General features: G+C 73.2%; 18 protein-coding genes. 13 read left to right on the plus strand and 5 right to left on the minus strand.

Annotated elements, in window-relative coordinates:
* Positions 1 to 83: 83 nt before the first annotated feature.
* From WME73_RS10115 to WME73_RS10160, 10 genes are all read left to right on the plus strand, one after another.
* Positions 84 to 2,720: a HEAT repeat domain-containing protein gene (locus tag WME73_RS10115; protein WP_437915507.1), complete on the plus strand. Its 2,637-nt coding sequence runs from the start codon at positions 84 to 86 to the stop codon at positions 2,718 to 2,720.
* 30 nt (positions 2,721 to 2,750) lie between these two features.
* The gene (locus WME73_RS10120) at positions 2,751 to 4,508 is read left to right on the plus strand and encodes a hypothetical protein (RefSeq protein WP_437745254.1); all 1,758 of its coding nucleotides are present in this window, start codon (positions 2,751 to 2,753) and stop codon (positions 4,506 to 4,508) included.
* Between the two features lie 261 nt (positions 4,509 to 4,769).
* On the plus strand, positions 4,770 to 5,096 hold the full coding sequence (locus tag WME73_RS10125) for a TerB family tellurite resistance protein (RefSeq protein WP_437551368.1): 327 nt from the start codon (positions 4,770 to 4,772) through the stop codon (positions 5,094 to 5,096).
* Between the two features lie 116 nt (positions 5,097 to 5,212).
* Positions 5,213 to 5,716 (plus strand): 5-(carboxyamino)imidazole ribonucleotide mutase, encoded by a 504-nt coding sequence (gene purE, locus WME73_RS10130; RefSeq protein WP_173427451.1) that lies wholly within the window; start codon positions 5,213 to 5,215, stop codon positions 5,714 to 5,716.
* Between the two features lie 65 nt (positions 5,717 to 5,781).
* On the plus strand, positions 5,782 to 6,972 hold the full coding sequence (gene purK / locus WME73_RS10135) for a 5-(carboxyamino)imidazole ribonucleotide synthase (RefSeq protein ID WP_437870089.1): 1,191 nt from the start codon (positions 5,782 to 5,784) through the stop codon (positions 6,970 to 6,972).
* Between the two features lie 568 nt (positions 6,973 to 7,540).
* Positions 7,541 to 8,920, plus strand: a complete 1,380-nt coding sequence (locus tag WME73_RS10140; RefSeq protein ID WP_437915508.1) for a DUF5050 domain-containing protein — start codon at positions 7,541 to 7,543, stop codon at positions 8,918 to 8,920.
* A 220-nt stretch (positions 8,921 to 9,140) separates the two neighbouring features.
* Positions 9,141 to 9,854 carry a hypothetical protein gene (locus WME73_RS10145; RefSeq protein ID WP_437915509.1) on the plus strand — a complete coding sequence of 238 codons (714 nt, stop codon included), beginning with the start codon at positions 9,141 to 9,143 and terminating at the stop codon, positions 9,852 to 9,854.
* Positions 9,851 to 10,915, plus strand: a complete 1,065-nt coding sequence (locus tag WME73_RS10150; RefSeq protein WP_437915510.1) for a hypothetical protein — start codon at positions 9,851 to 9,853, stop codon at positions 10,913 to 10,915. Before WME73_RS10145 ends, WME73_RS10150 begins: the two co-directional genes overlap by 4 nt.
* A 38-nt stretch (positions 10,916 to 10,953) precedes the next feature.
* Positions 10,954 to 11,940, plus strand: a complete 987-nt coding sequence (locus WME73_RS10155) for a hypothetical protein (protein ID WP_437915511.1) — start codon at positions 10,954 to 10,956, stop codon at positions 11,938 to 11,940.
* 96 nt (positions 11,941 to 12,036) lie between these two features.
* Positions 12,037 to 12,540 (plus strand): hypothetical protein, encoded by a 504-nt coding sequence (locus tag WME73_RS10160; protein WP_437915512.1) that lies wholly within the window; start codon positions 12,037 to 12,039, stop codon positions 12,538 to 12,540.
* A gap of 253 nt (positions 12,541 to 12,793) precedes the next feature.
* Here WME73_RS10160 and WME73_RS10165 read toward each other — a convergent pair whose 3' ends face one another.
* Positions 12,794 to 13,363, minus strand: coding sequence for a hypothetical protein (locus WME73_RS10165; RefSeq protein WP_437915513.1), 570 nt, complete (start codon positions 13,361 to 13,363; stop codon positions 12,794 to 12,796).
* A gap of 318 nt (positions 13,364 to 13,681) precedes the next feature.
* Between WME73_RS10165 and WME73_RS10170 the strand changes: the two genes are divergently transcribed.
* Positions 13,682 to 14,086, plus strand: a complete 405-nt coding sequence (locus WME73_RS10170; RefSeq protein ID WP_437745262.1) for a GFA family protein — start codon at positions 13,682 to 13,684, stop codon at positions 14,084 to 14,086.
* Between the two features lie 90 nt (positions 14,087 to 14,176).
* Here WME73_RS10170 and WME73_RS10175 read toward each other — a convergent pair whose 3' ends face one another.
* Positions 14,177 to 15,799: a hypothetical protein gene (locus tag WME73_RS10175; protein WP_437915514.1), complete on the minus strand. Its 1,623-nt coding sequence runs from the start codon at positions 15,797 to 15,799 to the stop codon at positions 14,177 to 14,179.
* 148 nt (positions 15,800 to 15,947) lie between these two features.
* On the minus strand, positions 15,948 to 17,069 hold the full coding sequence (locus WME73_RS10180) for a multiheme c-type cytochrome (RefSeq protein ID WP_437915515.1): 1,122 nt from the start codon (positions 17,067 to 17,069) through the stop codon (positions 15,948 to 15,950).
* Positions 17,070 to 17,245: 176 nt separating this feature from the next.
* Between WME73_RS10180 and WME73_RS10185 the strand changes: the two genes are divergently transcribed.
* The gene (locus WME73_RS10185) at positions 17,246 to 17,911 is read left to right on the plus strand and encodes a hypothetical protein (protein WP_437915516.1); all 666 of its coding nucleotides are present in this window, start codon (positions 17,246 to 17,248) and stop codon (positions 17,909 to 17,911) included.
* A gap of 12 nt (positions 17,912 to 17,923) precedes the next feature.
* Here the strand turns inward: WME73_RS10185 and WME73_RS10190 are convergent, their stop codons facing one another.
* Positions 17,924 to 18,904, minus strand: a complete 981-nt coding sequence (locus WME73_RS10190; protein WP_437915517.1) for a 2-dehydropantoate 2-reductase — start codon at positions 18,902 to 18,904, stop codon at positions 17,924 to 17,926.
* Positions 18,905 to 19,123: 219 nt separating this feature from the next.
* Between WME73_RS10190 and WME73_RS10195 the strand changes: the two genes are divergently transcribed.
* Positions 19,124 to 20,308: an SMP-30/gluconolactonase/LRE family protein gene (locus tag WME73_RS10195; RefSeq protein WP_437915518.1), complete on the plus strand. Its 1,185-nt coding sequence runs from the start codon at positions 19,124 to 19,126 to the stop codon at positions 20,306 to 20,308.
* Here WME73_RS10195 and WME73_RS10200 read toward each other — a convergent pair.
* Complete coding sequence (locus WME73_RS10200) at positions 20,302 to 20,451, minus strand: hypothetical protein (protein ID WP_437915519.1); 150 nt, start codon at positions 20,449 to 20,451, stop codon at positions 20,302 to 20,304. The genes WME73_RS10195 and WME73_RS10200 overlap by 7 nt on opposite strands.
* Positions 20,452 to 20,615: the final 164 nt, after the last annotated feature.

Below are 20,615 nucleotides of genomic sequence, written 5' to 3' on the forward strand. Positions count from 1 at the left end.
CGCCCCGCGGCGCGTCGCCCCGCGGCGCTCGAGCCGTCTGGAACGCCATGACGTGGCCGCGCCCGCTGTATTACGCTCGGCTCGTGCGCCGTTCGTCCTCGCCGCTGCGCCGCCTACCGCAGGTCCTGCTCGTCGTCGCCGCCTCGGCCGCCGCGGTCGCGTCGCCCGGGGGAGCGGCCGCGACCCTCTGGCCCAACGTGCCGGAGCAGATCGCGCGGGCGCTCACGTCGGGCGACGCCCTGGAGCGGCGCCTGGCCGCGACCCGCGTGGGCGAGCTCGCCCCGGAGACGGCGATCAGGCTGATCCAGCGGGGCATGAGCGACCCGGACGTCGAGGTGCGGCTGCACCTCGCCGGGGCGGCCGTGCGCCTCCGGATGCCGCGCGCGGGGGACCTCGTGATCGAGTGGCTCGGCGAGGGCGACGCGCGCCTGCGGCTCGCGGCCTGCGACGTGATCCGCGCGGCGCCCACGGACCGCTCCGTCGTCGCGCTCGGGCGGGTGCTCGGCGATCCCGACCCGCACGTCCGCCTCGCCGCCGCGACCGCGATGGGCGCGGCGGGGCTCCCGGACGCGGTCTCGCCGCTGCTCGGCCACCTCGACGACACCGCGCCGGAGGTGCGCGCGGAGGTCGCGCGCGCGCTCGGCCGGATCGGCGACGCGCGCGCCGTCGTGCCGCTGATCGGCAAGGTGCAGGACTCGGTGCCGGAGGTCCGCAAGGCCACGGCGCGCGCGCTCGGAGAGCTCGGAGACCCGCGCGCGGTCAGCGCGCTGCTGCTCGCGCTCCAGGACGCATCCCAGGACGTGCGCGTCGAGGCGGTCACCGCCCTCGGCCGGCTGCGCTCGGACGACGCGACGTCGGCGATCGCCGATCTCGTCACGGCGTCGCCGGGGGCCGCGGGCGCGTTCCCGGGGGCGCGGCCGTCCGACAGCGCCACCTCGAGCAACGACGTGCGGGAGGCGGCGCTCCGGGCGCTCGGCCGCATCGGCTCCGACGCGGCCGTGAAGGCGCTGCTCGCGGCGCTCGCGAAGGACAACCCCGCGGCGCCGCGCTCGGCGGTCCGTGACGCCCTCGTCAGCGCCGGCGCCGCGGCCGTCCCCGCGCTCGTCGCGGCGCTCGCGGCCGCGCCGTCGGCCAACACCGCGGCGGGCGCCGCCCTCGTGCTCGGCGAGCTCAAGGCCAGGGAAGCGCTGCCCGCGCTCGCGCGGGGGATGCAGCGGGGCGTCGTCCCGCTCCGGCACGGGCTGCGCGCCCTCGGCGCGCTCGGCGATCCCGCGGCGCTGCCCGGCGTGCTGGAGCTGCTCGGCGACGGCGACCCCGCGGTCCGCGCGGAGGCCATCCGCGCCGCGACCGCGCTGCTCGATCCAGCGCGGCCCGATGGGCGCGCGGTGGACCCGGCGCGCGCCCTGCTGGTCGACCCGGCGACCGCGCCCGACGAGAAGCTCGCCCTCGTCCAGCTGCTCGGGCGCACCGGGTCGCCGCGCGCGCAGGCGGCGCTGCTGCCGCTCGCCAAGGCGCGCTCCACGCCGCTCCGCCTCGCCGTGATCGAGGCGCTCGGGGCCGCGCGCGCTGCAGGACAGCTCGGCGCGGCGGTGGACGCCGCCCTGCTCGCGGCGCTCGACGACGAGTCGGCCGACGTGCGGCTCCGGGCGGCGATCGCGCTCTCCCGCGTCGCCGGCCCAGGGAGCGCCCGGCCGCTGCTCCAGCGCCTCACGGTCGCGGCGGAGCAGGACCGCGGCGCGCTCGGCATCGCCCTCTCGGGCGCCCTGTCGCGCGCGGACGACGCCGGCGGCGCGGGCGGCGCGGCGGACGCGAAGGCCGCGCGCGACGCGAGCGGCAAGGGCCTCGTCCACGAGGTCGCGGCCGCGATCGCGAGCGCGCCGGACGCCGCGCGCGACGCGCTGATCGAGGGGCTCGGCCGCATGCCGGGGCAGGCCGCGGGCGCCGCGCTCGCGCGGATGGCCTCGGCGGCGCCCATCGACGATCGCCGCAAGATCGCCGAGGCGCTCGCGGGGCACCCGGAGGCCGCCGCCGCGCTCCGCAAGCTCGCGGGCGATCCAGATCCCGGCGTCCGCGCCAACGCGATCTGGTCGCTGGGCGCGGCGGGGGACAAGGACGCGCTGCCGCTGCTCCTGCCGCTCCTCAAGGACCCCGACGCCGCCGTGGCGGGCAACGCGGCGGGCGCGATCGGGCGCGCCGCCGGCCGCCTCGGGCAGCCGGCCCGCGCGGCCGCGGCGCTCTGCGCGGCGCTCCCCGATGCGCGCCCCTACGTGCGGGCCAACGCGCTCGCGGCCCTCACCGTGGCCGGCGCCCGCTGCGACGGCGACGCGGCCCGGGACCTGCTCGCGCGCGACCCCGCGGAGGCGGTCCGCCTCGCGGCCGCCGACCACCTCGCGCGGAGCGGCGCCGACGACGATCGCCGCGCGCTCGCCCGCTGCGCCGCCGAGGACAGGAACGCCGCGGTCGCAGGGCGCTGCGCCCGCGCCGCGCCGCCCCGCGCGCCGGCCGCCGGCGCCGAGGACGTCGTGGTCTTCATCGTCCCGTTCGACGCGGGCCGGGGCGGCTCGGTGCGCGACGCGCCGGCCCCGCGCGCGCCCTTCGCGCTCGTGCGCGCGGACGGGCTCCTGCGCCTCGGCGTCGCGGACCGGCGCGGAGAGATCTTCGAGCGCGGCGCTCCCCGAGGGCCGATCCGCCTCACCGTGCCGGCCCCGCTCGTGAAGTGAGCCCGCGCCCGCCGCGCTGAGCCGGACACCATGCGAACCCGACCCGACGTCGAGCTCCGGATGTCCAGGACCGTGCACCCGGGCGACGTCGTCCTCGTCGAGCTGGTGCTCCGCTGCCGCGGGAGGACGCCGGTCGACGCGATCGAGCTCCACCTGGAGGGCATGCAGGTCGCCCGCGTCGAGGAGCGCGTCCTCGTGCCGCCCCACTTCCTCTCGCTCGTCGCCCGCGTCTCGGGGCCGACGACGTTGCCGGAGGGCGAGCAGCGCTACCGCGCGAGCTTCCCGGTCCCGGCCGACGCGCCCTGCTCGTACCTCGGCACGCGCGCCGAGATCCGCTACGGCCTCACGCTCTCCATCGCGATCCCGTGGTGGCTCGACGTCCAGGAGTCCTACGAGGTGCTCGTCACGCCCCGCCCCGTCACCCGCCCGGGCCGGTCGCCGGCCGCGGGGACCACGGCGCGCGGCGACAGCCCCTTCGTCGAGGTCTCGCTCGACGATCGCGTCTTCGCGCCGGGCGACGAGATCTCGGGGGCGGTGGCCCTCGGCAACGTGCAGGGCCGCGGCGTGCGCGGGATCGAGATCTCGCTGGTCGGCGTCGAGCGCCTCCTCAGCGCCGACCGCTCCGCGCCGAACCGCGCGACCGAGGCGCACCGCTTCACCGCCTTCCGCCGCGCGGACAGCCGCGACGAGGGGCGGGAGCTGCCCTTCCGGTTCAGGATCCCCCGCTCCGTCGCGCCGTCGTTCGACGCCGGCTGGGTCGCCCTCGTCTGGGGGCTCGAGGTGCGCGTCGATCTCGCGCGCGCGGACGGCGTCGTCCACACGACGCCGCTCGTGCTCGGCGTCTTCGACAGCCCGCCCGGCCTCGGCGCGATGCGGCGGCAGATCGGCTCCGGGAGGTGGCGCGCCGTCTGGGAAGCGGTCGGCGCGCGCCACGGCCTGTCCCTCGACGCGCTGGAGCTCCGCCTCTCGGGCACGCTCTCCGGCGCCGCGGCGTCGGTGTGGATCGACGCGGGCTCCTCGTCGAGCGGCGCGCTCGTGGGCGAGCTGCGCTGGCCGTCGTGGGGGCTCGACCTGGAGGTCGGCGTGAAGCGCTTCCTGCTCGCGCTGTCGTCCGAGGACGACGAGGGCTTCGGCCGCCGTTACCGCGTGCGCGGGCGCGATCCCGGCCAGGTGCGCGCCGTGGTCGCGGGGCCGCTGCGCCGGGCGCTGCTCGCCTTCGACGACGTCCGGCTGGACGACGAGCACGTGTCGGTCCGGTCGCGGACGCCGGGCCACGATCAGCCCTGGCTCGGCGCGTTCCTGGAGCACCTCGCCGCGCTGGCGGCCGAGATCGGCGCCGCGAACGAGCGCATCCCGCCGCCCACGCCGATGGCGGGGATGCGCGCGGCCTGGGAGCGGTTCGCGGCCGAGGTCCACGGCCGCTTCGAGGTGGGCCGCATGCGCATCCGGGACGCGCAGGTCGACGGCGCGACGTTCCACGTCGACACCTGCTTCGAGCGAGGCCCCCACCCCGAGCGCTCCGAGATCACGCTGGTGGTGGATCCGCCCCTCGACGCGGCGCTCGATCCCGACGATCCCGAGCAGCTGCGCGCCGCCTCGCCCAGGGCGCGCGAGGCGGTCAAGGGCCTGCAGGCCCGCACGCGCGCGCTCCGGATCGCCCCGCACGCCATCGTGATCACGCTGCCGGCCCCGCTCGAGGACCCCGCCACCCTGCGCGATCTGCTCGGCGAGCAGCTGCACGTGGCGGCGCTCCTGCGCGGCCCGCGCGCCGCCCGCCCGTACCGCTGAGCGGCGAGGAGCGGGCGCCCGGGCGGGGGGGGCTGCGGCGACCGCGCTGGAGCGCGCGGCCCCACCCACCAGCCCACCAGGAGGACGCGCGGGCGGAAACGCGAATGCGGGGGCGCGGCAGCGCGAGCGCGGGAAGGCGAAAGCGCGGCAGCGCGAGCGCGGGAAGGAGGAAAGGCGAGGAACCGGGAATCCCCTTACGCTGCGCGCGGCTCGCTGATTTCCACACAAAACGCTGGCGGATCCGGGCTAGAGTCCCCGCCCATGCTCGACAAGCTTTCTCGCGAAGAACGCCTCCAGCTGATGCGGTTCATCTGTTCGTTCGCCTGGGCCGACCTCCAGGTGCGCGACCAGGAGCGCGAGTTCGTGCGCAAGATGATCCTGCGGCTCCACCTGGACGCGGAGGAAGCCAAGCAGGTGCGCGGCTGGCTCGAGGTGCCGCCCGCGGCCGACGACGTGGATCCGATGAAGATCCCGCGCGCGCACCGGCAGCTCTTCCTGAACGCCGCGCGCGAGATGATCTCGTCCGACGGCGAGATCGGCGAGGAAGAGCGCGAGAGCCTGAGCCTCCTGGATCAGCTCACGCGCTGACGCGGGCGGGGGGGGCGACGGATGACGGACGACGGACGGACGATGAGCCGGTGAGCGGTGGAACGATGAGCACGATGGCGCAGGGAGGGGCCGGCGAGGGCCGGACCCCGGCGGAAATGGGAGCGAGCTCGGCCGAGAAGCCCTGGGTCGGCGTGATCATGGGCGGCAAGAGCGACTACGAGCACCTCGCCGTCACGAGCGAGCTGCTCACGCAGCTCGGCATCCCGCACGAGGTGCGCGTCGTCTCGGCGCACCGCACGCCGGACCGGATGTTCGAGTACGCGAGCACGGCCGCGGAGCGCGGGATCGAGGTGATCATCGCCGCCGCCGGCGGCGCCGCCCACCTGCCCGGGATGGTCGCCGCGAAGACGGTGCTGCCCGTCATCGGCGTGCCCATCCCCGCCACGGCGCTGAACGGCATGGACGCGCTGCTCTCGATCGTCCAGATGCCGAAGGGCGTCCCCGTCGCCACGATGGCGATCGGCAAGCCCGGGGCGGCCAACGCGGCCCTGTTCGCGGCGGCGGTCCTGTCGGGCAAGCACCCGGAGCTCCGCGAGCGCCTCGCCGCCTTCCGCGGCGCCCAGGAGGCGGCGGTGCTACGCGACTCGGTCATCGTCTAGCTCGTCAGGCCTCGTCAGGCCTCGTCAGGCCTCGTTTTGCTCCCCCTCGTACAGGTCCTCCGGAAATGCCCATCGCTCCCGGCTCCACGCTCGGTATCCTCGGTGGCGGCCAGCTCGGCCGCATGACGGCGCTGGCCGCCCGCACGCTCGGGTACAAGGTCCACGCCCTCGACCCTGACCCGGACTGCCCGGCTCGTTCGGTGCTCGATCACTGCATCGTCGCCTCGTTCGACGACGTAGCTCAGGCGGCCGAGCTCGCGTCGCAGTGCGACGTGGTGACGCTCGAGATCGAGAAGGTCGCCACGGACGGCCTCGTGGCCGCCGCCCGGTTCGCGCCGGTGCGCCCGTCGGCCGACGTGCTGGCCATGGTGCAGGACCGCGGCGTCCAGAAGGGCTGGCTGTCGCGCAACGGGTTCCCGGTGGGGCCCTTCCGCGAGGTCGCGACGAGCGAGCAGCTCCTCGAGGCGGCGCGCGCCATGGGCGGGGCGTGCTTCGTGAAGTCGTGCGTCGGCGGGTACGACGGCCGCGGCCAGCTGCGGCTCTCGGGGGACGCGTCGCCGGGCGGCGCCGGCGGTCTCGAGGGCGAGGCCGCGTCGCTCTTCGCCTCGCTCGGCGGCCAGCGCTGCGTGGTCGAGCAGGCGCTCGACCTCGAGGCCGAGCTCTCGGTGCTCGTCGCGCGGAGCCCGAGCGGCAAGCTCGCGGTCTACCCGCCGGCGCTGAACCACCATGTCGACCAGATCCTCGACTGGTCGCTGCTGCCGGGCCCGCTCTCGGCCGCGGTGACGGGGCAAGCGGTCCAGATCGCGCTCGACCTCGCGGTCGGCCTGCGCGTCGAGGGGCTGCTCGTCGTCGAGCTCTTCCTGCTCAAGGACGGCCGCCTGCTCATCAACGAGCTCGCGCCGCGGCCCCACAACAGCTACCACGCCTCCGAGGTCGCCTGCGCGACGAGCCAGTTCGAGCAGGCGGTCCGCGCCGTGTGCGACCTGCCGCTCGGCTCGGTCGAGATCGTCCGCCCCGCGGCGATCCTCAACCTGCTCGGCGACGTGTGGCTCGGCGGCGCGCCGCCCCCGTTCGAGGCCGCGCTGGAGATCCCGGGCGTCCGGCTCCACCTCTACGGCAAGCGGGTCGCCCGCCCCGGCCGCAAGATGGGCCACCTCTCCGCCACGGGCCGCACCCCGGAGGAGGCGCTCGTCGCCGCGAAGCTCGCGATGGCCCGGCTCTCGGCGCAGGCCGGGCTGCCGCTCCCCGGGCGCTGACGCACCGCCGGCGGGCCTCCGCCGGCGCACGACGCTCTCCGCTGCCGCCCAGGGTGGCGCGGCGCGCGCCGCGCCATCACGTCGACGGTCGACGGACTCGTCCCGTTCGCGTCGATTCATGAGCCGCCGGTGAGCCGCGGCGCAACTGCATGTTCGGGATGGCCCTGGAGGGTAGGGAGGTGTGTTCTCTCGCGCTCAGGTTCGGCGTCGACTGCGCAGCGGCCGGCGTCTGGGCGCGACGGCGACGCCGCGGCCGCGCGCAAGCGATCTCGGCGGATTCAATGGTCTCGAGCGCTCGTGCGGAGACATCTCACTGTGTCTTCGGCCACAGGGGCAGCACACGCTGGCCAGGGCGGAATCACGCACACTGGCTATCGGGACGAAACATCGATATAGGATGCATTTGATCTGAACACACGCCCTGGACTTCAACGAATATCTCGCACAGAGGCGCCGCTGTGGCAGTTTCGATTCTTGACGGGTCACGACCGTGGAGACTCCGGCCGTGCCCCTGCTTGCAACCCTGTCCACCTTGGGCGGCGGTGACCGCCCGAGGAGGAGCAAGTCGATGAAAAAAACCTCATTCATGGTGTTGGCGTGTGTGGCGGGCGGGCTGGGCAGCGTGTCGTGCGGGGGGGCGGACGCGGGCGACGACGCCACGCAGGAGACTGAGCCCCAGTTCTCTGTCGACGCTCAGGGCGGGGTCTTCACCGGGGATGATGGATTCAAGATCGAAGTGCCGCCGGGGGCGGTCAGCGCGGCGACGGAGCTCACCATCGAGAACATCGTGGACGCCCGCGAAGGCGCGGTAGGGCCCACGTACCGCCTCGGTCCGGAGGGGCAGACGTTCGCCAAGCCGATCAAGCTCACGCTGCCGATCACCGTGGAGCTCGAGGCGGAGCTCGGGGAGAATACCGTCCTCGATGCCTACGGCTTCTCCGCGCCGACGGGCTCCGACGCCTTCACGCTGCTCGAGCGTCACGAGGTCTCGGCCGCTGAGCTCATCACGGAGACCACCTCCGTTGGCACCTTCTACGCCGGGATGATCCCGGCGGGGGTGATGGCGAGCCAGCACGCCTACCCGATGGCGCTCGCCGCCGACGACACCTACCTCTACTTCGCGAGCGGCGGCACCGAGTCCACCGCGCCCGCGGACTCGAACGACGGCTACATCTATCGCGTCAAGCCGGGCACGACCGAGGTGGAGGCGATGACCCCCGCGGATCCGGACCCCAAGGCGCTGTGGGTCAATGCCTCCCACGTGTACTGGGCGAGCGGCGGAGACAACGATCCGGTCATCCCTTCGGCGCTCAAGCGCGTCGACAAATCGACCCTGGAGATGGAGACGCTGGTCGAGATCGGCTACGTGCTGAGCGTCACCGGAGACGAGTCGTCCGTCTATTTCGGCGATGGCGACGGACACAACATCTACAAGATGCCGCTCGACGGCGGTGAGCCCGTCGTCCTCGCGCAGGGCGCCGGCGCGCCGGAGTACCTGGCGCAGGACGCAGAGAACATCTACTGGACCGGCGGCGCCACGACGAACAAGGTCTACAAGGTGGCGAAGTCGGGCGGGGAGGTGACCGTCATCGCCGAGAACGAGGGGGAGCCGGCCGGGATCGCGGTGGACGCGCAGTTCGTCTACTGGGCCAACGCCGGTGACGGCGGCGTGTTCAAGGCGCCGATCGCCGGAGGGGCGAAGACGCTGATCTACCGGGGGGGCTCGATGGCGGGGCTGGCCCTCAGGGGCTCGACGCTCTTCTCGACGGACATGAGCCGGAACCGCAGCGTCCAGGCCCACGATCTCGCGAGCAATACGACCGTCGTGCTCGCGCTCGGCCAGCACTTCGCCTGGCGCATCCTCGCCCCGGAAGGTCAGGACGTGTTCTGGACCAACGGCGGAGACTACCGCTTCGAAGGCCAGATCGTGTCCTACAGCGCTCCTTGAGCGCGCGTCCAGCGGCGATTGCGGGCAGCAGGACAGCAGGGGCGAACGCGGCGGAGGGAGCCTGTTCGCCCTCACCGCATCGAACCGAAGTGGCTCGAGAGCGCATGGCGAGCGCTCCCGAGGCCGCTCGCCAGGGCGCGTTGCGCCGCCCCGCTGCGCCGGTGTCGGCTGCTTTACGCGTTGACCGTGTCCGGCGTCCTGGCGTAGTTCTTCTCATTCGATGCAGATCACCCTCCCGAGGGCCCGGCTCCAGGTCGCGCTGCTCGCCGTGATGGCGGTGATTGCGGGCGCCGGGCTCGCCGTCGAGGTGCTCAAGCCGCTCCTCCACCTGAGGAGCCAGAGCGGCGTCGTCCCGTTGTTGTCGCTGAGCTACGAACAGAATGTGCCCACGTGGTACACCTCGTCGCTGCTGTTCGTGTGCTCACTCACGCTCGCTGTCATCGCCGTCGGCGCCCGCCGCACGGGTAAGTTCGTGAAGCACTGGTGGGGGCTCTCCGCGGCGTTCCTCTACATCTCGCTCGACGAGGTGGTCGAGATCCATGAAGCGGCGAGCTCCTGGCTCGATCTGGGCGGGGTCCTGTACTTCAGCTGGGTGATCCCGGCGGCCGCCGCGGTGGCGATGTTCGCGGTCGCATACCTCAAGTTCCTCTCGCACCTCCCGCGAGATACGCGGAATCGATTCCTCCTCTCGGGCGGGATCTATGTCATCGGCGCCCTCGTCCTGGAGCTGCCGCTCGGGTACTGGACCGAGCGGGCCGGGAGCGACAACCTGATCTACGCGCTCATCGACTTCGTGGAGGAGTCGATGGAGATGCTCGGCGTGAATCTCTTCCTGCTGTCGCTCGTCGATCACCTCGCCGTGCAGGGATGGACGATCGGCTTCTCGCCAGCAGCACCGGAGCCGCGGCCCGCGGCGGCCCCACGTCCCGCATGAGCGCACGGGCCGAGCCCGCGTCCGCTGCGCTGCTCGGTGTGGGCCGGGCCGCGTACATCGTCGGCCCCTGGTACGACTGGGCCTTCTTCCTGCTCCCGCCGCTCGTCGCGCTGGCCGCGGGCGCCCTGATCGCGGGGACGCCGTTCGCCGAGGCGACGTTCAGGCTTCATGGGGAGAAGGTCACGTGGGCGGGGCTCTTCATCGGCACGCTCATCCACGGCCACCTCGCCGCGGTGCTCCTCCGGAGCCACGGCAACGCGGACATCTTCCGGCGGCACCGGCTCCGCTTCCTCGTGGCGCCGGTCGCCCTGTTCGCCGCGATGATGCTGTCCATGTGGGCCGTCGCCTGCGTGTCGGTCCTCGTGGTGTTCTGGGACGTCTACCACTCGGCGCTCCAGACGTTCGGCCTCGGGCGCATCTACGACGCGCGCGCGGGGAACGCGCCGGCGCTCGGCCGCCGGCTGGATCTCTGGCTCAACCTCGTCCTCTATGCCGGCCCCATCCTGGGCGGCGCGACGATGCTCCTCCACTTCCAGAGCTTCGACGCCTTCGAGGGCGTGGGCCCCGCCTTCTTCACCGCCGTCCCTGCGCTGATGACGTCGAGCCACCGCGCCCTCAGCTGGGCCGTCATCGCCGCGGGCACGTCGTACCTGATCTATTACGCGCTCGCTTACCGCGCGATATGCCGGCGGGGCTATCGGGTGTCGTTCCCCAAGGTGTGGCTGCTCGTCAGCACGGGCCTCTGCTCGATCTACACGTGGGGTTTCAACCCCTGGGGACAGGCCTTCTTCATCATGAACCTGTTCCACGCCGTGCAGTACCTGGCGCTCGTCTGGTGGTCGGAGGGCGGCCGCCTCCGCCGCCGGCTGCGCCTCGACGCGCTCCGGGCCGGAACGCCGATCGCGGTGGCGGTCTTCCTCGGGGGTGTCCTTGTGTACGGGGTCTGGGCCGAGCTCGCGCCGGCGGACGACCGCGCGCTGTGGTCGATCACGCAGACCGTCGCGCTGATGCACTTCTGGTACGACGGCTTCATCTGGTCCGTGACGCGCAAGCAGGTATGAGGCGATCGCGCCTTCGAGATGTTACCAGAGAGGGGTGTATGCGAATCCAACGTTGTCTCCGGTCCATGGTCGTCGCGCTCGGGGTCGCCTCCGCGGCGCTCGTCTCGTCCGCTTGCAGCAAGTCGCCGCAGATCACGGCGGAGAGCATGGAGGACAACTGGGCGCTGACGGAGCAGCACGAGCCCGGGTCCGTCGTCATGACGGTGGCCCAGGACGGGCAGGTGACGGCGCTCGTGAAGGATCGCGACGGCAAGCCCATCGCGGCGGATGTGTCGGGCAGCGTCTCGGTCAAGGTGCCTGGCAAGGGCGGAGCCCCCATGAGCGCGGCGCTCGTGCCGGAGCCCAAGTCGGGGGGCGTGCTGCTGGCCAAGCTCCCGCCGCTCGAGGACGACCTGACCGAGGTCAGCTACGAGCTCAAGGTGAAGGGCGAGCCGTTCAAGGGGGTGCTGCACGTGCCGCGCGGCGGGACCCGGGAGCTCCAGGAGAGCGCCAGGGAGCACCAGACCACCCAGCTCGACGGGACCAAGGGGCCGAACGGGGGCGTGCTCCAGCCGGTCGGAGACGACATCGTGGAGATCGTCGCCGACAAGGAGAGCGGCGATCTGCGCGTGTACGTGCTGGATCTCAACCTCAAGCCGGTGCCGATCGGCGAGCGCGAGATCAAGCTCGCGATCCAGACGTCGTCGGGGCCGGACGTCATCGTGCTCGCGCCTGGGCCCGATCGGCTCTACTTCACCGGCAAGCTCGACGTGAAGGTCAATCCGACCAAGATCACGGTGGTGCTCAAGGAAGGCGGGCACACGCACGTGGTCCTCTGCGGTTACCGTCCAGGCGCGGTGATCGTGGTCGGCCCGAGCGCGCCCGTGATCGGCATCCTGGTGGCGACCACGTGGGCCGTGAAGGTCGACGTCAAGCCGACCGTGGTGGTGCACGACGACGATGACGACGACGGCCGGGTCCTCGTCATCCACAAGCACAAGCACAAGCACAAGGGCAAGGGGAAGGGCAAGTGGCACTGGAAATGACGGGGGAGGAGGGCGCCGCGCTCGGACGGGGCGCGCCGACGCGGTAAGGTGGCGGCGCGGCGCGCCAGCGCCTCACCCGACGGAAAGCCCTCTCCCATGACCGAAGCGCCCGAGCTCCCCGACCTCTCCCCCGACGACTGCCACCCACGGGCCGCCGCTGCCCTCGCCGACCCGTTCTTCTGGTCGCTCACCGACGAGACCGCCCCGTTCGGCAACGAGACCGCGCACGAGACCCTGAATGCCTTCCGCGACTTCCGCGACGAGCACCCGAAGAAGAGTCCGATCGAGCTCCTCGACGCGCTCCTCGAGCGCTGGGAGGTCGGCAATGCCGGCTGGGACGCCGTGGGCGCGGCCGAGGTCGAGGCGCTCGGCGAGGAGGACGAGTACGGCCTGCTCACCCGCGACGAGGCGATCCTCGCCCTGGCCTTCAGCCAGATCGTCGTCGAGGGCAGGCTCGATCCGGAGGTCCGCCGCCGCGCGCTGCTGGCGCTGGCCCGGCAGGCGCTCCCCGCGCTCCTGAGCGCCTACGAGGGGCGCGCCCTGGAGAGGGCGCTGCGGATAGACCGGATGAGAGGCGTCCTCTCCGCTCGCTGGGATTAGAGCGACGGTCACCCGCTTCGGATACGGGCCCACCTCGACGTTTTCGGTGCTCAGCGCACCGGAGTGCGCTTGCGCGCCGAAAACGCCGATCTGGGCCCGTCTCCTGTGCGGGAGACCGCCGCTCTGCTGCCGCTCTGCTCTGGATGGTGCAGAGGGGGGCGGAAACCTCTGTAGAGCGGGGCGCATCTTCGTGCGCTACGGGCTCATCCGCGTCGTCGTCAGGCTCGCTGCGGCGCCCCTCCGGCGCCGGCGGCTACGGGAGCGCCCAGTCCTGCGCGTCCTGTCGGCACCCAGGCCCGCAGTCTTCGCCGTTCGGGTACCATGTCCGGTACGCGGGGCTGAAGCTCCGCTCTCCGAGGAGCGCGCCGTCCCGGCGCACGACGACGTCGACGCGCGCCGGCGTGCCACGAACCGCGAGCTGCTGGGTGAACTGCCCGGGGGCCGGGACGCAGCTCTGGGAGACGGCGTCGCCGCGCCTCGTCTCCGTGCAGATTTCCACCGCATTGACCGAGACGCTGACGGTCGGGCTGCACTGGACGAACACGCCGCTGCCGCCGACGTTCGTGGTGTTCGTCCAGCTGTAGGCGCACGACACCGCGTTGCCGTCCACCGTGAGCTCGAGCGTGTACTCTCCCGCTGCCCAGCTCTTGTTCGCCGTCGCGGCGGTGATGGTGAAGGTGTCGCTACAGGCCATCTCGGTGCATTGCTTCGGGTTCATGATGCAGCCGGCCATGGCGGCGGTCACGGCGAACCCGGCGGCGAGCGCGGCGGCCTTGCGGGCGCAAGGGCCGAGCGGGACGAGGGAAAAAAGAGATAAGGTCATGGAGCCATCCTCTCTCCGGCGGGACCGCCGTGGATGGAGGCGCTGGCGAAGCAACGGGTAGACCACCTGCGCGGGCGCAAGAAGCCGGCGCTCCTGACGCCTTGTGCCAGGCGCCCGCCGAGCGGCATGACACGTGTGTCAGGGCGACGAACCCGCGGCTCGGCTGATGGACGCCCCGGCGCCGCCGGCGCAGCGCGCCTCCAGACCGCGCGGCGGCGCTTCGAAGGGGGCTCCCGCCGGTGCGGATTCGGGTACCGTCAGGCCTTCAGGTGGTCGCGCGTTCGAACGCGAACGCCCATCCTGCCAGGAGGTTTGCACATGAAGAAGACCTATACAGGGAGCTGCCACTGCGGCGCGGTCCGCTTCGAGGCCGACATCGACCTGAGCGCTGGAACCAACAAGTGCAACTGCTCTATCTGCACCAAGACGAGAAACTGGAACGTGATCCTCAAGCCGGACGCGTTCCGGTTGCTCGCGGGTGAGGACGCGCTGAGCGACTACCAGTTCGGCATGAAGTTCGGGCACCACCTGTTCTGTCGACACTGCGGCGTGCGCTCGTTCGGGCGCGGGTATGTCGAGGCGATCGGCGGCGACTATGTGGCGGTCCAGCTCGCTTCGCTGGACGGCGTGGATCTCGAGGAGCTCATCGCCGCGCCGATCCGGTACGCCGACGGACGCAACAACAACTGGGGCGCGCCGCCGGGAGAGACCCGGCACCTGTGAACGGCGCCGCCGCTGGCTGCGGCGGACGGGGGCCCATCGACGGGGGCGCCGCCGCACGCCGGCGCCCCCGCCGCGCCGTCTTCAGCCGTCTTACTTCGCGACCTCTCCCGTCTTCAGATCCAGCTTGAGCTCCCGCACCACCTCCGGCTTGGCGCACACGATCTGCGGCGTCGAGCCCTGCACATCGGTCTTGATCCGCTCCTCCAATTTCTTGGCGAGATCCCAGGTCGGCACGAACGCGGCGAAGAAGCGCTGCCCCATGTCGCGCGTCACCACGAAGCGCGCCGGCGAGAACTCCGTGCGTCCCTTGAGCGCCTTGCGCGTCAGCGGGAAGTCGTAGTCGTCCGGCGCCGTCTTGCTGAACGTGTAGAGCACCACGAGGTTCTGCGGGCACTTCGGCCCGCCGGGCCTGGGCAAGGTCCGGTTCTCCTTGGGCTTCGGCGGCGGCCCCTTCTGGAGCTGGATGGTCCCCGGCGCCGCGCCCGCGGCCTCGCTGGCGCCGCCGTGCTTCAGGATCGCCCCGCCGGCCGCGACCCACACCGCCCCGTCGCTCCCCACGGCCACGTCGCGGGCCTTCACCCCGTCAGGCAGCGGCGCCTGCTCCCAGGCATCGCCCTTGCGCGCGAACAGCGCGCCGTCCGTGAGCGCCCACAGCGTCCCGTCCGGCGCCGCCGACGCGGTGAGCACGCGCGCGCCCTTCGCCGGCGGGTCGATCTTCTTCGCCTCCCCGCCCTGGTAGCGGAGCACGCCCCCGTCCACGATCCACGCCTCGCCGTCGCCGGGGCCCGGCAGGATCAGCGTGCGCACATCGTCGGCGCTCTGTTCGTCGGAGGGCGCCGGGATGGGCAGGATGGTCGAGCGTTTCTCGCCCGGCTTCCAGACCTCCAGGGCGCTCTCCCCTTTGCAGTCGAGCCCGTAGCTCAGCGCGGTCCCATCGCGCGTCGCCCCGAATGCCTCCGGGCGGACCTCGGTCTCCGAGTAACGCGATGCCCCTTCGAAGTCGAACCCGCGGCACTCCCCCTTCTTGGGCGCCGGCGTGATCGTCAGCCCCACCCTGGGCCCGCGCAGCGTGACGAACCTCGAGGGCCCGATCATCGTCGGCCCCACCAGCCCCACGAGCGAGCTGCCCATGCTCGCCACCCCGGTGAACCACTGCCCCGCGTCGCTCACGCGCTGCACCCAGCCCTTCGCCCCCAGCGCGTAGTGCTCGGCGACGCCGGTGCGGCCCGTCGTGCCCGTTGCGATCAGGTCGAGCTGGTCGGGATAGCGCCCGTGGACGCCGATCACGGACACCCACCACCCCGGCAGGTGCAGCCGCTTCGGGAACTCGATCTTCCCCTCCTTCAGCACGCCGACGGCGGCGGCCACGGCCGTCTGCTCCCCCTCGAGCATCGTCAGGTTGGAGGTCGACACGAGCAGCGCCCCCTCCACCGGGTGCAGCCGCAGCTCGACCTCCTCCGGGATCTGCGCCACCGGCGCGAACGCCGACTTCGGCGGCGGCTCCGGCTTCGCCGCCTCGTCCGCCTTCACCCCGCCCGCCGCGCCCGGCGCGCCCGCGGTGCTCGATGCGCCCGCCGCGCCTGCCGTGCCCGGCCCCTGCGCCGCGGCCTCCGCGCGCGGCCCGTCCGCGGCCTGCGGCGCAGGCGCCGGTACACACCCTGCCATCGCCATCACGAGCCCGCCCAGCCCCCTCCACGCCCTTCGCCCGATCATCGCTCGTCCTCCTCCAGGCACGGCCGCGCCGGACTGCCGCGCCGCGCTCCCATGCTCTCATCCTTGACCCGCCGGCTGCCCGGCCGCTCACCACCCCGGACCGCTCGCCACGCCGGCCTGCTCCCCCTCGCGCCGATCCCTCGTCCGCTCATGGCGCGAGCCTCCCCGACGCGACCCGGATCTCGCCCTCGATCTCCGCGTCGCGCAGGTCCACCCCGTTCGGGTGCGCCACCCGCTGGTAGGCCACCTGCCACGCGATCGTCTGCCCCTCGCCGGCGGCCCCGACGTCGAGATCCACCGTCACGGGCTCCGCGTGCACCCGGTCGTCGGCCACGAGCTTCCGCCCGATCGCCCCGGGCCGCAGCGCGAAGTGCCGCGTCAGGTAGCGCTCCGCTTGCCCCAGCACCAGCTCGTCGGGCCCGAGCGCCTCGGCCGACACCTCGAGCCTCCGGAACAGATCCCCCGTCGGGAACGCGTGCCCCGCGTTCGCGGGCGCGAGCGTCACCGCCACGCGCGTCGCCGAGAGCCGCCGCGCCGTCACCGCCACGGCGCTCCGCACGAGCGCCTCGTCCCGCGATCCCGCGAACCCGTGGCCGCGCCGCCCCCCCGGCCCGCGGGGCATGTGGCACGCCGCGCAGGGCTGGTCCGCGGCCGGAGACGCGCGGTGCTCGATGACGGTCGACTGCATCAGCTCCGCGGCCGAGCGCCCTCGCGCCGTGGGGAACGCGAACTCGTGGCAGGCCGCGCACGCGTCCGCGCCCCCGAACCGCGCGTCCCGGATCACCGCGTGCGGCGCCGCCGGCGGCGCTCCGCGCCCCGCCCACGGCGCCGCGAGCACCGGCGGCACCGCCTGCCCCGCGAGCTCGCCCTCGCCGTCGGTCGTCACGTGGCACGTCACGCACCCCACCCCGAGCGCCCCGAGCGCCTCCGGCTCTGGCTCCTCCGGCCTCGCCTCGGGCGCGTGGCACGCCCGGCAGAACGGCATCGGCTCGATCGCGAACGCCCGCCGGTAGGCCGGCTCGGTGTTCGCCCGGTGGTGGAGCGACGCGCGCCACTCCCGCGCCACCTCCTCGTGGCACCCCTCGCAGGCCTGGTTCGCGATCGCCGCCGCCCCGAGCCGCGCTCGCGCCGGCCTCGGCATGGGCACCCGCGCCGCCTCCGCGGCCCCAGGCAGGGCGCTGCCGGCCGGCGCCTCGACGTCACCCATGGGCCGCGCGGGCGCGTCCGGCGCGGCAGCGCACGCGCCCGCGAGGGCGCCCGCGATCAGCAAGCCGAGGCCAGGTACACAGCGCCGCACAGCGATGATTGCGGCTACAACACCCCCGACGCTGCGTCACCTCCGAGGCATCCGCGCGACGCCCGCCGCTCCGCCCCCGTTTCGCGCCGTTCCGCCGCCGCAGGCGGCGTGGCGCCGTAAGATCCCACGGGCTCCCGTGTTTCCTGCCCATGCACGCGCTTGCTCTGCTCCTGTGCCCCCTGCTGCTCCTCGCCACGGCCTGCGCCGCCAGGGGGCCCGACCCGGCGGATCCCCCTCACCCGGGCGCTGACAACCCCTGCGCGCCGGGGGGAACGCCGCGGCCTCCCCGCGAGCACGTCGTGGCCACCACGGTCACGCCGGACGGCCAGATCGTCGACTGGATCCCCATCGAGTCCCAGACGCCCGACGGCAAGATCGCCACGCCTCCCGCGGGGCCAGCGGGCCCGGAGGGAGCCAATCCCCCGCCGCCGGCGAGCCCGGGCGGCGCTGCGCCGGCGCGGTCTCCGGCCGCGCCTACCGTTCAGCTCGGGCCGAGAGGCCCGGCCGGCACGGTGCCGGTGCTGCGCCCCCGGCGGCCGCAGTGCGACTGCCTGCCCGGGTATGTCCAGCAAGCCGACGGCTCGTGCGCAGCGCTCGCGTCGCGCTGCTCGGGCGAGGGAGGGATGGCGTCGAGCAAGTCGTTCACGACCTGCTGCCCGGGTCTCACGCCCGTCGCGAGCATGGCGCGCGTCGACGGCGCGTGCGTGACCACGGCGCCCGACGCGCACCTCTGCGCGAAATGCGGCGACGGCGCCTGCAGCGCGGGTGAGAACGACTGCAATTGCCCGGGCGACTGCGGTGGAGTCCGGCCCTGAGCGACGATTGGATCATCCGGCATACAAGCCGCGCGCGCGGCCGCACAGGCGCACGAGGCCGAGCAAGCCGTCGATGGTCGGCGTCGGCACGCCGGTCAGCTTGCCTATCTCGTGGACCACGGTCACCAGCGCGTCGATCTCCAGCGACTTGCCCGCTTCCGCGTCCTGCAGCATCGATGTCTTGAACGCGCCGAGCCTGCGCGTGACCTCCATCCGGTCTTCTCCGCTCTGCGCGATCGGGCAACCGATCCTTTCGCCGATCGCCGCCGCTTCCTGCATCGCCTGGAGACAGAAGCCGCGCACCAGCGGATCGTCGAGTATCCGATCGCACGTCGCACCGGTGAGCACCGACACCGGGTTCATCGTCATGTTGCCCCACAGCTTGTACCAGATGTCCGTCCGGATATCGGCGCTGGCCCTGGCCTCGAAGCCGGCGCGCTGCAGCAGCTCGACCAGCGCGCCCACCCGGTCCGAAGGTCCGCCGGCCGGCTCGCCGAGGAGCAGGCGGTTGCCGAGGCCGGCGCGCACCAGCCCCGGTTCGGGGCTGGAACCCGACAGATGCACGACGCAGCCGACCACCTGGCGGAGCCCGATGGCGCGCGGCACGACGTCGCCCGGGTCGAGCGAGCGGAGCCGGGCGCCGGCATACGGCACGTTCTCGGGCGCGAAGAACCACCACGGCACGCCGTTCATCGCGGGGACGACGATCGTGTCCTGGCGGAGCAGCGGCGCGATGCGCGCGGCGACGTCGGCCAGCGCGGTGGCCTTGACCGCGATGATCACGACGTCCTGCGCGCCGAGCGAGGCCGGATCCTCTGCAGCGCGGATCGGCACGCGGGTGATCTCTCCATCGACCTGCAGCAGCAGGCCGCGCTCCTGCAAGGCGGCGAGGTTCTCTCCGCGCGCGACGGCGCTGACGTCGCAGCCGGCCGTGGCCAGCCGGGCGCCGAGCAAACCGCCGATGGATCCGAAGCCGTAAACCGCAATTTTCATGATGTCCCTGCATCCTATCGCCGCGGACCGCCGGTTGCCTCCTCGCCTGCCGCCGCCGTTCACGGCGCACCGCGGCGTGCCGATCCTTAATCTGCGCGGAGCGCGCGATCGAGGCCCAGTGCCGCTCGGTCACCTCGGCCCTTGCGGCGCGAGGCGAGCTGACAATGATGAGCGTGCCCGATCGGCACACCATCCGGGGGCGCTTGGAGGCACTTGCTTATGAAGATCAGGTACTCGCTCGTCGTTTCTTGGATCGTGCTCGTCGCGGCGAACGGCTGTGGCGGCGGCGACGACCCGCTCCAGTCGGAGGGCGGGGGCGGAGCCTCCAGCGGCGCCGGAGCTGGCGGGTCGAGCGGCTCCACGGGCAGCGTGGGCGCCACGAGCTCCAGCGGCACCAGCGCGGGCAGCGCGGGCTCGGGCAGCGCTGCGGCGACGAGCGGCAGCGGGGGCGACGCGGCGGGGAGTGGCAGCGGCGGCGCCGGGGAGGGCGGCGCCGGGGCGGGCGGCGGTGAAGACGTGTCGGCCGTCTGCCCGGGCGGCCCGTACGCGGCCGATCCGGTGCCGGCGAACGGCAGGGCGCAGCTGGTGAGAGGGGGGTTCACGTACGTCGAGGGCCCGGTCTGGGTCGCCGAGCTCGGGGCGCTGTTCTTCTCGGAGATCAACATGCAGGCGCAGAACGCTCCGCCCCTCAACGGCCCGAAGGCGAAGATCCAGAAGCTCACGCCTCCGAGCACGATCGAGGTGTTCCTCGAGAACAGCGGGACGAACGGGCTGGCCATCCACAGCGACGGGAACCTCATCGCGTGTACCCACGACACGCGCAGCGTCTCCGTGTTCGATCTCGGCACGAAGGCGCGGCGCGAGGTCGCCGGGTCGTACATGGGCAAGCGGTTCAGCTCCCCGAACGATGTCGTCGTGCGGAGCGACGGCAACGTCTACTTCACCGATCCCGATTTTCAGCTCAGCGGCGGCAGGCCGGAGCTGCCGACAGCAGCTTACCGCGTGTCCCCGTCCGGCGCGGTGAGCCTCATCGGCACGCTGGAGACCCCTAACGGCGTCGCGCTCTCGCCGGACGAGAGCGTGCTGTACGTGACCGAGTTCACCCCCGGCCGGATCCGCCGCTATACGCTGAGCGCCGACGGAGCGCCCGGCGCCTCGTCCAATTTCGCGGCGAACCTGCCGAAGGCCGACGGCATGGGCGTCGACTGCGCGGGCAATGTCTACATCGCGTGGCGCGACGGCGTCGAGGTCCTCGCGCCGAGCGGCGCGAGGCTCGGCGCGATCACGGGGATGGGCGAGGTGTCGAACGTCGCGTTCGGCGGGGCCGATCGAAAGACCCTTTACATCACGTCGGGCGCGTCGCTCTATGCGATGGAGATGAACATCCCCGGATACCCTTACTGAACCTCGCTGGACGCAGACCGCCGGTGCTCGGCCGCGCCGGCGTTCCAGCAGTGAGCGCCCGGCGGCTTGCCCCTGCGCGCGAGCGCGCTGTCCAGGAACTCCGTGATGGATTCACCGACGCTGCACACCCTGCGGGCGCTCACGCTTGACCGAGCTGGCGGTCCGGGGCAGATGCTGGGCAGATTCGTCCGTGTGGGGAGCCACGACCGACCGGCGTTCGAGTCTCCACGCGGACAGCGGTGGGCGGATCTCGGCAGCCCGCGCGAATGCCAAGCGGCCGCGGCTTCCTCGCGGGGCTCCAGGCGCG

Source organism: Sorangium sp. So ce302 (assembly GCF_051530145.1).
GTDB classification, from domain to species: Bacteria; Myxococcota_A; Polyangia; order Polyangiales; family Polyangiaceae; genus Sorangium; species Sorangium cellulosum_B.